Raw genomic sequence first — 13,947 nt, 5'->3', positions numbered from 1 at the left:
TCCCGAACCCCCTAAGGGAGGCCCTTATGGCCACTCCATACACACCACAGATCACCGGGAAGGGTCCCAAGGCGCAGATCCAGCGCCTCGGCGGCCATCTCGCCGGCATGGTGATGCCGAACATCGGGGCGTTCATCGCCTGGGGCCTGATCACCGCGCTGTTCATCCCGACCGGCTGGCTGCCCAACAAGGAGTTCGGCGCGCTGGTCGACCCGACCATCAACATCCTGCTGCCGGTGCTGATCGGCTACACCGGCGGCCGGATGGTGCACGGCCAGCGAGGCGCCGTGGTCGGCGCGGTCGCCACGATGGGGGTCGTGGTCGGCGCCGGCATCCCGATGTTCCTCGGCGCGATGGTCATGGGCCCGCTCACGGCGTACGTGCTCAAGCTCGTCGACGGCTACATCCAGGACCGGACCAAGCCCGGGTTCGAGATGCTGGTGGACAACTTCACCGCCGGCATCATCGGCGGCGCGGCGGCGGTGTTCGGCAACTGGGGGATCAAGCCGATCGTCACGCACGTGACCGACGCCGCGGGCAGCGCCGTCGAATGGCTGATCCACCACCACCTGCTGCCGCTCGCCTCGGTGCTGGTCGAGCCGGCCAAGGTGCTCTTCCTCAACAACGCCGTCAACCACGGCGTCCTCGGCCCGCTGGGTGTCGCCGAGGCGGCCAAGCACGGTAAGTCGATCATGTTCATGATCGAGTCCAACCCCGGCCCCGGCCTCGGTGTGCTGGCCGCCTACCTGCTGTTCGGCCCCCGGACCCTGCGCCCGAGCGTGCCGGCCGCGATGGTCATCCAGTTCCTGGGCGGCATCCACGAGATCTACTTCCCCTACATCCTGATGAAGCCGCGCCTGATCCTCGCCACCATGGCCGGCGGCGCGGCGGGCATCGGAACGTTCATGGTCACCGGCGCGGGTCTGGTCGCCACCCCGTCCCCGGGCAGCATCTTCGCGTACGCCGCCGAGACCCCTCGGGGCGGCTACTTCGGGGTCTTCCTCGGCATCCTGATCGCCGCGGCGGTCTCCTTCGCGGTCGGCTCGGTCCTCCTCGGATTCGGCCGTCTGAACGGAGACGATAAAACCGAACCAGAACTCGATGCCGCGGCGGCCGAGACGCCCGCGGCGGAGACCGCGGCCGGCGAGGCGCCGGTCGCGCAGAACACGACCGACGAGACGAAGACCGACCAGGCGAAGGCCGACGAGGCCCCGACCCCCGAGACCGCACCCCACGGAGCGTGACCAACGATGAACGGCAAAGACGTCCACAAGATCATTGTCGCCTGCGACGCCGGCATGGGCAGCAGCGTCATGCTCGCCAGCCAGCTGCGTAAGGAACTGAGGAAGCACTCGGTCACGGTCGAGCACACGCCGGTCAACTCGATCCCCGACGACGCCGACGTCGTCGTCTGCCACCAGGGCCTCGCCGACCGCGCGGCGGCGGGCGCCGGAGGCAAGCCGATCGTGAAGTTCCAGGTCTTCCTCGGCGACCCCGCGGTGACCAAGCTCGTCTCCGCCATCAAGAACGGCGGAGAGATCAGTGCCTGACCTGCTCGACCGCCGCGCCGTGCGGCTCGACGCGGCGGCCACCGGTCGCGACGACGCCATCCGCCAGTGCGGTGAGGCGCTCGTCACGGCCGGGGCCGTCGAGCCGGCCTACGTCGACACGATGCTCGAACGCGAGCGGTCCGTGTCCACGTACGTCGGCGAGGGCGTCGCGATCCCGCACGGCACCCTGAACGGCAAGGACGCCGTGCGGCACGACGCGGTCTCCTTCGTGCGCTTCCCCGACGGCGTCGCCTGGGGCGACGAGCGGGTGGTGCTGTGCATCGGCATCGCCGCGCGCGGCGACGGCCACGTGCGCCTGCTCTCCGAGCTGGCCCAGATCCTGCTCGACCCGGACCGGGCGCGCGCCCTCCGCGAGACGAACGACATCGACGAAGTGGTCCGGCTGCTGCAGCCGGCCGGAGAAGAGGAACCAGCGTGAAGGTCGCCCGCTTCTACTCACCCGGAGACATCCGCGTCGAGGACGCGCCGGAGCCGTCACCCGGCCCCGGGGACGTCAAGATCCGGGTGCGCAACTGCTCGACCTGCGGCACCGACGTGAAGATCTCCAAGTTCGGCCACCACCACATCCGGCCGCCGCGGGTCATGGGCCACGAGATCGCCGGCGAGGTGGCCGAGGTCGGCGAGGGCGTGACCGGCTGGCGGCCCGGCGACCGGGTCCAGGTCATCGCGGCGATCCCGGACGGCACCTGCGAGGAGTGCCGCCGCGGCCGGATGACGGTGTGCCCGAACCAGGAGTCGATGGGGTACCACTACGACGGCGGTTTCGCCGAGTACACGATCGTGCCGGCCAAGGTGCTCGCCGTCGACGGGCTCAACCGGCTGCCCGAGGGCATCGGGTTCGACGAGGCGTCGGTGGCCGAGCCGCTCGCCTGTGTGCTCAACGGCCAGGAGCTCGCGCGCATCGGCGAGGGCGACGACGTCGTGGTGATGGGCGCCGGCCCGATCGGCTGCCTGCACGTACGCCTGGCGCGCGCACGCGGCGCCGCCCGGGTCTTCCTCGCCGACATCAACCCCGACCGGCTCGCCATGTCCGCCGACCGGGTGAAGCCGGACGCCGCGATCCACGGCACCGACCTGGTCGACCAGGTCATGAAGCTGACGGACGGGCGGGGCGCCGACGCCATCATCACCGCCGCCGCCTCCGGCGCCGCGCAGGAGCAGGCGCTGCAGATGGCCGCCCGGCAGGGTCGGATCAGCTTCTTCGGCGGGCTGCCCAAGGACAACCCGGTCATCGCCTGTGACTCCAACCTCGTCCACTACCGGGAGCTGACCATCGTGGGCGCGAACGGCTCCAGCCCGGCGCACAACGCCCGCGCCCTGGATCTCATCGCCTCCGGCGCGGTCCCGGTGGCCGATCTGATCACCCACCGCCTGCCACTCGCGGACGTGCTCGAGGGCATCGACATCGTGGCCCGCGGTACCGCCATCAAGGTCACCATCGAACCCTGACAGGAGTTCACATGCCGATGCGCACCGTGGTCATCGCGTCCCGTACGGGCCTGCACGCCCGGCCCGCGGCGCTGTTCGTCAAGGCCGCCTCCGAGCAGAGCGTCCCGGTCAAGATCCGGGTCGGCGAGGGCAAGGCCGTACCGGCCGCCAGCATGCTCGCCGTCCTGTCGCTGGGCGCCGGGCACGGCACGGAGGTCACCCTGGAGGCCGACGGGCCGGGCGCCGACGACGCGCTCGACTCCCTGGCCGCCCTGCTCGCCCGCGACCTGGACGCGGAGGAAACGAGCGATGCCTGACACGCTGCGGGGCATCGGCGTCAGTCCGGGCCTCGCGGCCGGGCCCGTCGCCCGGATGAGCCCGCCGCCGTCGCTGCCGGAGCGGCGCACCGTCGCCGATCCGGAGCGGGAGGCCGTCGTCGCGGCCGACGCGCTGCGGGCCACCGAGAGCCGGCTGCGCGAGCGTGCCGCCGCGGCGGCCGGCGCGGCGCGCGACGTCCTCGACGCCCAGGCGATGATCGCCGCCGATCCCATGCTGCTGGAGGGCGTGACCGCCCGGATCAAGGACGGCGCGGACGCGCCGCACGCCCTGCGGGAGACGTTCGAGGAGCACCGCCGGACCCTCGAAGAGCTCGGCGGCTACCTCGCCGAGCGCGCCGCCGACCTGGACGACATCGCCCACCGGGCGATCGCCGCCGCGCTGGGCGTGCCGATGCCCGGCGTGCCGTCGCCCGGGCACCCGTTCGTGCTGGTCGCCGACGATCTGGCGCCCGCCGACACGGCGACGCTCGACCCGGCGAGCGTGCTCGCGCTGGTGACCGAGCGCGGCGGCCCGACCAGCCACACCGCCATCCTGGCGCGCTCGCTCGGCCTGCCCGCCGTGGTCGGCTGCGCCGGCGCGCTCGACCTCGCCGACGGGGCGGCCGTGACGGTGGACGGCACCACCGGGCAGGTGTGCTCCGGCGTCACCGACGACGAGGTGACCCGCGTCCGCGAACGGGCGGAGGAGGAGCGCGCCCGGCTCGCGGGCGGCAAGGGCCCGGGGCGGACCGCCGACGGGCACCCGGTCGACCTGATGCTCAACATCGGCTCGGCGGCCGACCTCGCGGGCGTGGACCTGACCGACGTCGCGGGGGTCGGGCTGTTCCGCACCGAGTTCCTGTTCCTGGACCGCCACGACGCGCCCGACCTCGAAGAACAGGTCGCCGCCTACACCGAGGCGTTCACCCTCCTCGAGCGCGGCACGATCGTCGTACGGACCCTGGACGCCGGGGCGGACAAACCGCTGCCCTTCCTCGGCCTGCCCGAGGAGCCCAACCCGGCACTCGGCGTCCGCGGTCTGCGTGTCGCGCGGGACCGCCCGGAGATCCTCGCCACCCAGCTCGACGCCATCGCGATCGCCGCGGAGCGGACCACGGCCGACGTCTGGGTGATGGCGCCGATGGTCTCGACCCGGGCGGAGGCCGAGGAGTTCGCCGCGCGGGCCCGCGACCACGGGCTGGCCACGGCGGGCGTGATGATCGAGGTACCGGCGGCGGCGCTGCGCGCGGCGCGGTTCCTCGACGTCGTGGACTTCCTCAGCATCGGCACGAACGATCTGAGCCAGTACACGCTCGCCGCGGACCGGCAGGCCGGCGGCCTGGCGGTCCTGCTCGATCCGTGGCAGCCCGCGCTGCTGGAACTGATCGGACGGTGCGCGGCGGCCGGAAAGGCGTCGGGCCGTTCGGTGGGGATCTGCGGGGAGGCGGCGGCCGACCCGCTGCTCGCCCCGGTGCTGGCGGGGCTCGGCATCACCAAGCTGTCGATGAGCCCGCGCGCCCTGCCGGCCGTGCGCGCGAGCCTGGCGGCGCACACCCTCGCCGACTGCGAGCGCCTCGCCGCCCGCGCCCTGGAGACCGACGACGCCGCCGGAGCCCGCGCCGCCGTCCTCGCTGAGGACTCCTAGAACCTCCGGCCGTGAGCGGCCCCTCGCGCGCGGCGGGGGGCCACTCTTCGGTTGGCCGGTGGGCGGTCAGACGCGGACGACCTCGGGGCCGGCGGCGGCGAGGTCGGCGGCCAGGCCGCTGTCGAGGCCGGTGTCGGTGATCAGGACGCTGATGTCGGACAGCGACGCGAACTTGGCGAGATAGTCGTTGCCGACCTTGGTGTGGTCGACGAGCAGGACGGTGCGCTGCGCGGCCTCGATCATCGACTGCTTGATGGCGGCCTCGGCCGGGTCGGGGGTGGTCAGCCCGACCTCGGCGGAGATCCCGTTGGTGGCCATGAACGCGACGTCGACCCGCAGCCGCGACAGCGGCCGCATGGCCCAGTCGTCGACGGTCGCGAGCGTACGCCCGCGGACCCGGCCGCCGAGCATGATCACGCTGAGGTTGGAGCGGGTGGCCAGGATGGTGGCGAGCGGCGGTGAGTTGACGATCACCGTCAGCTCACGGTCGCTCGGCAGGACCTGCACCAGCCGGCCGGTCGTCGACCCGGCGTCGATGATGATCGACCCGTCGGCGGGCAGTTCGGCCAAGGCCGCCTTGGCGATGCGTTCCTTCTCCGCGGTCATCACGGCGTCGCGCGCCGCGAGGGCCGGCTCGAAACCGAGACGCTCGACGGGGATCGCGCCGCCGTGGACGCGGCGCAGCGTGCCCGCGCGCTCGAGCACGGTCAGGTCACGCCGGATCGTCTCCATCGTGACGCCGAAGTCCTCGGCGAGGGTGACGACGTCGACCCGCCCGGCGTCGCGCGTGCGCTGGAGGATCTCCTGCTGCCTCTCCTCGGCGTACATGTTGTTTGACCACCGTTTCGGAGTTGGTTTCGTCTGTGTTTATCTCTCCGGTCTGTGGTGGTCAAGGGCGGCGGGCGCCGAGTGGCCGATCATGCGTTCGCCCCGCGCCGGGGCGGTTCTTCTGACGGGGTGTTGACAGCGCTTGACCGCGCCGTTACCGTCGGATCCACTGTAAGTAAGGTTTCTTAATTAATCAGGCTTCGGGGAACGCCGATCCGATCGTGTTCCGCCGAAGGGACGCCTGCCATGCCGCACCGAACGCCTTCCCCAGAGGCACCCCGGTGGTGGCGGGCAGGCCTCGCGTCCGGCCGCGCCGCCGTGACCGCGCCGCATGCCCGCGGCCCGCCGCGAGTGCCCATGCCCGCCGCCGCGGACGCCGCCTCTCGTGAGAGCACCCGCCTGCCGCCACAGACACCGTGCCGCCTTCGCGAGGGAGTCCGCCCGCCGCCACGGGCACAGCGCCACCTCCGCCGATCGACACCCGGGAAGCCGAGCCCTGCCATGACGACGAACGTCCGCCGTGCCCGCCGCCGGCCCGCACGGCTGCTCGTGTCCTCCGCCCTCCTCGCCCTCGTGGTCGCACTCTTCACCGGCGGCCTGTCACCCGCGCACGCCGCGGGCGAGACCGTTGACATCTGGCTGACCACCACCGACGATTCCGCCGGCCGTCACGTCACCCGCGGTCTGCAACAGCAGACGCCGATCGCGTTCGGGACCGGCGGCAGCGGCACGCAGAACATCACCGTCAACGAGAACACCCGCTACCAGCAGTTCACCGGGGCCGGCGCGTCGTTCACCGACACGGCCGCCTGGCTGATGAACAGCAGCGGCGCCCTCAGCGCCACCACCCGCACCCAGGTGATGCAAAAGCTGTTCGACCCGAGCAGCGGCATCGGCCTGGACTTCCTCCGCAACCCGATGGGGGCGTCCGACCTGGCGCGGGGCAACTACTCGTACGACGACATGCCCGCCGGGCAGACCGACCCGAGCCTCAGTCACTTCTCCATCTCCCACGACCTGGCCGACATCCTTCCGCTGACCAAGCAGGCCCGGCAGCTCAACCCGTCGCTCAAGGTCATGGGCACGCCGTGGAGCGCCCCGGCGTGGATGAAGGACAACGACACGTTCAACCAGCCCGGCTGGCTGCAGGCGCAGTACTACGGCGCGTACGCCCAGTACTTCGTCAAGTACATCCAGGCCTACCAGGCGCAGGGCGTGCCGATCGACTTCGTCTCCGCGCAGAACGAGCCGACGTGCTGCGGCGGCTACCCGTCGATGAGCTGGAACGGCTCCGGCCTGGACTACTTCACCAAGACGAACCTGCTGCCGGCCTTCCACGCCGCCGGCCTGTCCACCAAGGTCCTCGCCCTGGACTGGAACTGGGACACGTACGCGAACTACGGCGCGCCGCAGGTCGACGACTCCGCGATCCGCAGCGACCCGAACTTCGGCGGCATCGCCTGGCACGGGTACGGCGGCGACGTGGGTCAGCAGACCACGACGCACGACCAGTACCCGAACGTGGACGCCTACGACACCGAGCACTCCGGCGGCACCTGGATCTCCGACCAGCAGCAGGAGGACATGCACAACATCGTCGACTACACCCGCAACTGGGGGAAGAGCGTCGTGAAGTGGTCGCTCGCGGTGGACCAGAACATGGGCCCGCACAACGGCGGCTGCGGTACGTGCACCGGGCTGATCACCGTGCACAACGGCGACAGCCGCAGCGGCCAGGTCGACTACACGATCGAGTACTACGACATGGGCCACCTGACGAAGTTCGTCAGGCCCGGCGCGTACCGCATCGACTCCACCGCCAGCTCCGCCGTGCCGAACGTCGCGTGGCGCAACCCGGACGGCTCGAAGGCGCTGATCGCCTACAACGGCAGCGGCTCCGCGCAGTCGCTCAAGGTCAACTGGGGCGGCGAGTCGTTCACCTACTCCCTGCCGGCCAAGACCACCGCGACGTTCACCTGGAGCGGCACGCAGAGCGGCGGCAGCGGCGGCACCGGTCAGATCACCGGCTACGGCGGCAAGTGCGTCGATGTGGCGGGTGCGAGTAGTGCGAACGGTACGGCCGTGCAGCTTTATGACTGCAACGGCACGAGCGCGCAGCAGTGGACGGTGGGTTCGGACGGCACGTTGCGGGCGCTCGGTAAGTGCATGGACGTGACCGCGGCCGGCACGGCCAACGGCACCCAGGTTCAGCTGTACGACTGCAACGGCACCGGTGCCCAGCAGTGGACCAAGGGATCGAACAGCTCCCTCGTCAACCCGGCGTCGGGCAAGTGCCTGGACGCGACCGGCCCGAGCTCGGCCAACGGCACGCGCCTGCAGATCTGGACCTGCACCGGCGCGGCCAACCAGCAGTGGACCACTCCGTAACCCCCCGCCAGTAACGACCCCGCCAGGAGAAGTCATGCCACGACCTCGGTTCACCATGCTCCGAAACAGGGCGTCGCGCCTCGCGGCACTCGCCACGCTCCCGCTCGCCGCCGCCGGTGTGCTCGCCACCGGGCAGGCCGCGCACGCCGCCGTCAACCCCGGGCCGGGCTTCCCCGCCCACTACGCCGCCCCGTACGTCGAGACCTGGGGCTCCACCTCCGCGATGGCCAACGCGCAGGCGGCCACCGGGCTGAAGTACTACACGCTCGCCTTCGTCATCGGCGGGGGCGGCTGCACCGCGACCTGGAACGGCGACACCTCCATCGACAACGCCGGCTGGGAGACCGCGATCAACAACCTGCGAGCCTCCGGCGGCGACGTCATCGTCTCCTTCGGCGGCGCGTCCGGCACCGAGCTGGGCCAGGCGTGCACCTCGGTGTCCACGCTCCAGGCCCAGTACAAGCGGGTGATCGACACCCTCAACCTGACACGCGTCGACCTGGACATCGAGGGCTCGGCGCTGAACGACACCGCCGCCAACGACCGGCGGAACCAGGCGCTCGCCGCGCTCCAGCAGCAGTACGCCGCCGCGGGCAAGCACCTCGCCGTCGACTACACGCTGCCGGTCGACCCCAGCGGCCTGGAGTCCAACGCCGTCAGCCTGCTGAACAACGCCAAGAGCCGCGGCGTCGACGTCAGCGTCGTCAACATCATGACGATGGACTACGGCTCGGCCATGGACATGGGCCAGGCCGCGGTCAACGCCGCCACCGGCCTGCACACCCAGCTCGGGCAGATCTGGACCGCCAAGTCCTCCGACCAGCTCTGGGCGATGGAGGGCAACACCCCGATGATCGGGGTGAACGACACGACCAGCGAGGTCTTCACCACCGGCAACGCCTCGACCCTGGAGAGCTTCGCGGCGAGCCACGGCATCCAGCTGCTGGCGTACTGGGCCCTCGGGCGCGACAAGGCGTGCGCGACCAACGGCCAGCTGTCCGACTCGTGCAGCGGCACGCCGCAGAGCGCGTACCAGTTCGCCCGGACGTTCAACGCCATCACCAGCGGGTCCGACGGCGGCGGTGCGACCGGTCGGATCACCGGTTACGGCGGTAAGTGCGTCGATGTGGCCGGTGCGAGTAGTGCGAACGGTACGGCGGTGCAGCTTTATGACTGCAACGGTACGAGTGCGCAGCAGTGGACGGTGGGTTCGGAGGGCACGTTGCGGGCGCTCGGTAAGTGCATGGACGTGACCGCGGCCGGTACGGCGAACGGTACGCAGGTTCAGCTGTACGACTGCAACGGCACCGGTGCCCAGCAGTGGACCAAGGGATCGAACAGCTCCCTCGTCAACCCGGCGTCGGGCAAGTGCCTGGACGCGACCGGTCCGAGCTCGGCCAACGGCACCCGGTTGCAGATCTGGAGTTGCACCGGCGCGGCCAACCAGCAGTGGACGCTCCCCTCCTGACGGCATCCGGACCGACGAGAAAGGAGACCGACATGCTCACCGCAACTCGCCGGCGCGCCGGCCTGATCGCTCTGGCGTGCGCACTGATCGCCGGGTCTGGTGGCGCCGCGACGGCGGCGACGAGGGCCGCCCAGGCCCCGCGCGCCGTCGCGCCGGCCGCGGCGACGTTCACCGACGACTTCAACGGCGCCGCCGGCTCGGCCGTCGACCAGGGCAAGTGGCGCCTGGAGACCGGAGACAACGTCAACAACCACGAGCGTGAGTACTACACGAGCGGCACGAACAACGCCGCCCTCGACGGCCAGGGCCACCTGGTCATCACCGCGAAGAAGGAGAATCCGGCCGGCTACCAGTGCTGGTACGGCACGTGCCAGTACACCTCGGCCAGGATGAACACCGCCTCGACGTTCACCCAGGCGTACGGCCACTTCGAGACGCGGATGAAGATCCCGCGCGGGCAGGGCATGTGGCCCGCGTTCTGGCTGCTCGGCACCGGGAACCAGGGCTGGCCGGGCAACGGCGAGATCGACGTCATGGAGAACGTCGGGTTCGAGCCGGGCACCGTCCACGGCACGATCCACGGCCCGGGGTACTCCGGCAGCGAAGGCATCGGCGCCGGATACACCCTTCCCGGCGGGCAGGCCTTCGCCGACGGCTTCCACACCTTCGCCATCGACTGGTCGCCGAACACCATCACCTGGTCGGTGGACGGCAACCCGTACGAGACCCGCACCCCGGCCGACCTGGGCGGCGACCAATGGGTGTTCGACCATCCGTTCTACATCATCATGAACCTCGCGGTCGGCGGCTACTGGCCCGGCGACCCGGACGGCTCGACGCCCTTCCCGGCACAGCTCGTCGTGGACTACGTGCACGTCACCACGTCCTCGACCGGCGGCGGTGCGACCGGTCGGATCATCGGTTACGGCGGTAAGTGCGTCGATGTGGCCGGTGCGAGTAGTGCGAACGGTACGGCGGTGCAGCTCTATGACTGCAACGGCACGAGCGCGCAGCAGTGGACGGTGGGTTCGGACGGCACGTTGCGGGCGCTCGGTAAGTGCATGGACGTGACCGCGGCCGGTACGGCGAACGGTACGCAGGTTCAGCTGTACGACTGCAACGGCACCGGTGCCCAGCAGTGGACGAGGGGATCGAACAGTTCGCTGGTCAACCCGGCGTCGGGCAAGTGCCTGGACGCGACCGGTCCCAGCTCGGCCAACGGCACCCGGTTGCAGATCTGGAGTTGCACCGGCGCGGCCAACCAGCAGTGGACGCTCCCCTCCTGACGGGCTCGCACCGATCCCGGGCCGGTACCCGTCATCCCGATGGGTACCGGCCCTGACCAGGCGTGCGATATCCGTACGAGGGGTATGTCGAGTGACGGATAGGGACGAAAGCGGCAAGGGGGCGACACCGACCGGGCGGGGGCGGCAGTGAAGGCGGCGCGGGCGTATCCGATCACCGAGCACACGACGGACCTGCGGGTGGAGTGGATCGAGGATCCGACACCCGGTGCCGGTGAGGTGCTCGTCCAGGTCACCGCCGCCGGCGTCACGCGGTGGGACCACCACGTCGCGACCGGCGCGGGCCCGGCGCCGCTCACCCTCGGTGCGGAAGGCTCCGGCATCGTCGTCGCCGACCCCGCCGGCCACTGGGCACCCGGCACCCGTGTGATGTTCTTCGCCGGATCGGCCGGCACGATGGCCGAGTTCGCCGTGGTCCCCGAACAGAACCTGGCCGAGGTCCCGGTCAACGTCGCCGACGAGGTCGCGGCCACGGTGCCCGTCGCGTACCTGACGGCGGTGCTCGCGCTGCGGCTGGGCCGGTTCTGCCCGGGCAAGCGCGTCTTCGCCCCCGCGGTCGGGGGCGGGGTGGGCAACGCGACCGTGCAGCTCGCGCGGGCGCTCGGCGCGTCGGCCGTGGCCGGTGGCACCGGGAGCACGGCGAAGGCCGAGGCCGTGCGCGCGGCGCCGTGGGCGTACGGGATCGAGGTGGTCGACCTCGAACGCGACCGGCTGCCGGAGGGGCTGGGAGACGGGTTCGCCGCCGGGATCGACGTGGCGGTCGACGGCGTCGGCGGTGGCGTGACCGGCCAGATCGCGGCGGCGCTGGCGACCGGCGGGCGGATCGTCCTGGTCGGTGAGACCGGCGGCGCGGCCGCGCAGGTGCCCGTCGGCGACGTCGTACGACGCCACGCGAGCCTGCACGGGTTCTCACTGCCCGACGCCACCGTGGCACAGTCGCGCCGCGCCTGGGAGACCATCACCGGCCTGCTGGCCACCGGCCGGATCCACCCTGTCATCGACTCGATCTACCCGGTCGAGGCGGCGGCCGAGGCCCTGCGCCACCTGATCGAGGACCGCCCGATCGGCAAGGTCGTGATCATCGGTATGTCCCACGCCTGGTAGTCACTCCACGGGGATCTCGACGTGCAGTGTGGTGCCCGTGCCTTTGCGGCTGGTGATGGTGATGGTGCCGCCGACGGCCTCGACGCGGTCGGTGAGGCCGATCAGCCCGGAACCGTGTGCGGGGTCGGCTCCGCCGACGCCGTCGTCGCGGATCGACAGGTCGATCGCCTTGTCGTCGGTGGTGAGGGCGATGCGGACGACCGAGGCGAACGCGTGTTTGGCGGCGTTGGTCAAGGCCTCGGAGACCACGTGGTAGACGGTCACTTCGTAGCGCTGCGGGAGCCGTTCGTCCAGATGGAGGTCGAGCTCGACCGGGAGGGGGGAGCGGCGCGCGAGGACCCTGAGCGCGGGTTCGAGGCCGCCCTTGGCGAGGATGGCGGGGTGCAGGCCGCGGGAGAGCTCCTGCAGTTCGGCGACGGTTTCTTCGAGGCCTGCGACGGCGTGGGCGATCCGGAGCCTGAGGTCGCTGAGCGCCGGAGGGACGGCGGCCTGGGTGCAGCGCATCTCGAGCCCCAGCGAGACGAGGCGCTGTTGGGTGCTGTCGTGCAGGTCGCGTTCGATGCGGCGGCGTGCCTCGTCGGCGGCGGCGACGACGCGGGCGCGGGAGGCCTTCAGGTCGGCGTTGCTCTGGGCGTTGGCGATGGCGGCCGCGGCGAGTTCGGTGAACTCCATCATGCGCACCTCGGTGTCCGGCGGCAGCCGTTCCTCCGTGCTGGAGGAGGCGATCAGCACACCCCACAGCGACCGGCCCACGATGATGGGACAGCCGACGGCGGACCTGACGCCGAAGGAGCGCAGCCGGGTGACGACCTCGCCTCCGCCTCCGTAGTCGTCGATCCTGGCCGGCGCGCCCGTACGCGCGATGGCCTCGGTGACGGTTCCCCTCTCCACCGGCCAGCGGTAGCCCAGCGGCATGGTGGCGTCGATCTCCCTGCGGCTGACTCCCCAGTTCCCGACGGTGATCGCCGTGGCGGCCGTCTCGTAGCGGATGATCAGAACGTGGCGCGCGGGAAGGAGCCGGCCCATCTCGCAGGCGACGGCGTGGAAGACCTCGCTCTCCGGAGCGGCGTGGGCGACCAGCGTGGCCAGGCGCCGCAGCGCGGCCTGTTCCTCGGCGATGCGGGCGAGCTCGTCGCGGCTGTGCCGCAGGGCGTCGGCGGCCTTCTCGCGCTCGCACGCCACCTCGAGCAGCACCTGGAGGCAGGGCACGACCCGCTCGCGCAGCCGCCGGACGACCGGGCCCGGCAGACCGGCCGGGACGCGGAGCGCGACGTTGACGCCTTCACCGCGGATCGGGAGGGTGAGCCCGGTGCCGCCGGAGGAGGCCCCTTCGGGCTCGATGGAGGCCGACGGCAGGTTCAGATCGCTCGCCAGGCGCCGCGCCGTGGCCGGCAGGGCCGTTGACAGGTCGGAGGCTCGCAGGAGCAGCCGGGCCAGCTCGGCGGACAGGTCGGCTTCCCGGCGGGACTCCATCTGGCTTCAGAGCAGCCGGGAGGTGCGGGCGAGTGCGCACACCAGCAGGGCGAGGGCCATGAAGACGCCGAGGACCACCACGTCCCGGCGTCCGTCGGGCCACAGCGTCCACGCCGGAGGGATGAGGAAGTAGTCGAAGGCCAGCGTGCTGGCAACGGCCATCACCAGCCCCAGTCCGGGCCCCCACAGGGACGCGACGAGCAGGAGCCCGACGAGGTAGAGCACGCCGAGGGCCTCCACGGGCACGAACCGCGACAGCCCGATGCCGAGCAGGGTCCCCACCGTGAGGCAGACGGCCACCACCAGGATGCCCAGCGGCAGCGGCGGCCGTGACCGCCGCTCCGGTGTCGCCGGCGGAGATGGGCGCATAACTCACGGTAACGCCGATCCGAAGAGACGTCCGAGCACGTTCGCCCTGGTC

13 protein-coding genes are annotated in these 13,947 nt (G+C 71.5%); 10 read left to right on the top strand and 3 right to left on the bottom strand.

Translation table 11 applies throughout. The annotated features are described in order from the left end of the window. Positions 1 to 26: 26 nt before the first annotated feature. From OG417_RS42245 to ptsP, 6 genes are read left to right on the top strand one after another with little or no spacing between them, the layout of a single operon-like run. Positions 27 to 1,244 carry a PTS mannitol transporter subunit IICB gene (locus OG417_RS42245; RefSeq protein ID WP_329241439.1) on the top strand — a complete coding sequence of 406 codons (1,218 nt, stop codon included), beginning with the start codon at positions 27 to 29 and terminating at the stop codon, positions 1,242 to 1,244. Positions 1,245 to 1,250: 6 nt separating this feature from the next. Beyond that, entirely contained in the window at positions 1,251 to 1,550 is a 300-nt protein-coding gene (locus tag OG417_RS42240) for a PTS lactose transporter subunit IIB (RefSeq protein WP_329241436.1), read from the top strand. Then, complete coding sequence (locus tag OG417_RS42235; protein ID WP_329241433.1) at positions 1,543 to 1,989, top strand: PTS sugar transporter subunit IIA; 447 nt, start codon at positions 1,543 to 1,545, stop codon at positions 1,987 to 1,989. The genes OG417_RS42240 and OG417_RS42235 overlap by 8 nt, the downstream gene beginning before the upstream one ends. Further along, entirely contained in the window at positions 1,986 to 3,020 is a 1,035-nt protein-coding gene (locus tag OG417_RS42230) for a zinc-dependent dehydrogenase (RefSeq protein WP_329241430.1), read from the top strand. Before OG417_RS42235 ends, OG417_RS42230 begins: the two co-directional genes overlap by 4 nt. Before the next feature lie 11 nt (positions 3,021 to 3,031). Continuing rightward, positions 3,032 to 3,316, top strand: a complete 285-nt coding sequence (locus tag OG417_RS42225; protein WP_329241427.1) for an HPr family phosphocarrier protein — start codon at positions 3,032 to 3,034, stop codon at positions 3,314 to 3,316. Further along, a complete protein-coding gene (gene ptsP / locus OG417_RS42220) occupies positions 3,309 to 4,961 on the top strand; it encodes a phosphoenolpyruvate--protein phosphotransferase (protein WP_329241424.1) in 1,653 nt (550 codons plus the stop codon). Before OG417_RS42225 ends, ptsP begins: the two co-directional genes overlap by 8 nt. 66 nt (positions 4,962 to 5,027) lie before the next feature. Here ptsP and OG417_RS42215 read toward each other — a convergent pair whose 3' ends face one another. Then, on the bottom strand, positions 5,028 to 5,789 hold the full coding sequence (locus OG417_RS42215) for a DeoR/GlpR family DNA-binding transcription regulator (RefSeq protein ID WP_329241421.1): 762 nt from the start codon (positions 5,787 to 5,789) through the stop codon (positions 5,028 to 5,030). A gap of 501 nt (positions 5,790 to 6,290) precedes the next feature. On the opposite strand from OG417_RS42215, the gene OG417_RS42210 reads away from it, so the two are divergent. The 4 genes from OG417_RS42210 to OG417_RS42195 all read left to right on the top strand — a co-directional run bounded on the left by OG417_RS42210 (position 6,291) and on the right by OG417_RS42195 (position 12,053). Further along, positions 6,291 to 8,177, top strand: coding sequence for an RICIN domain-containing protein (locus OG417_RS42210; RefSeq protein WP_329241418.1), 1,887 nt, complete (start codon positions 6,291 to 6,293; stop codon positions 8,175 to 8,177). Positions 8,178 to 8,211: 34 nt separating this feature from the next. Next, complete coding sequence (locus OG417_RS42205) at positions 8,212 to 9,645, top strand: ricin-type beta-trefoil lectin domain protein (protein WP_329241415.1); 1,434 nt, start codon at positions 8,212 to 8,214, stop codon at positions 9,643 to 9,645. Positions 9,646 to 9,677: 32 nt separating this feature from the next. Next, positions 9,678 to 10,931, top strand: coding sequence for a ricin-type beta-trefoil lectin domain protein (locus OG417_RS42200; protein ID WP_329241412.1), 1,254 nt, complete (start codon positions 9,678 to 9,680; stop codon positions 10,929 to 10,931). A 147-nt stretch (positions 10,932 to 11,078) separates the two neighbouring features. Continuing rightward, the gene (locus OG417_RS42195) at positions 11,079 to 12,053 is read left to right on the top strand and encodes a quinone oxidoreductase family protein (RefSeq protein WP_329241409.1); all 975 of its coding nucleotides are present in this window, start codon (positions 11,079 to 11,081) and stop codon (positions 12,051 to 12,053) included. Here the strand turns inward: OG417_RS42195 and OG417_RS42190 are convergent, their stop codons facing one another. Together OG417_RS42190 and OG417_RS42185 are read right to left on the bottom strand one after the other, a co-directional pair. After that, positions 12,054 to 13,526: a GAF domain-containing sensor histidine kinase gene (locus tag OG417_RS42190; RefSeq protein WP_329241406.1), complete on the bottom strand. Its 1,473-nt coding sequence runs from the start codon at positions 13,524 to 13,526 to the stop codon at positions 12,054 to 12,056. Between the two features lie 6 nt (positions 13,527 to 13,532). Next, a complete protein-coding gene (locus tag OG417_RS42185; RefSeq protein ID WP_329241403.1) occupies positions 13,533 to 13,895 on the bottom strand; it encodes a DUF4118 domain-containing protein in 363 nt (120 codons plus the stop codon). Between the last annotated feature and the right edge of the window lie 52 nt (positions 13,896 to 13,947).

It is taken from the genome of Actinoallomurus sp. NBC_01490, from assembly GCF_036227085.1.
Lineage (GTDB): Bacteria > Actinomycetota > Actinomycetes > Streptosporangiales > Streptosporangiaceae > Actinoallomurus > Actinoallomurus oryzae.
The sequence above is the reverse complement of the archived record's forward strand: the minus strand, read 5'-3'. Positions and strand labels throughout refer to the sequence as shown.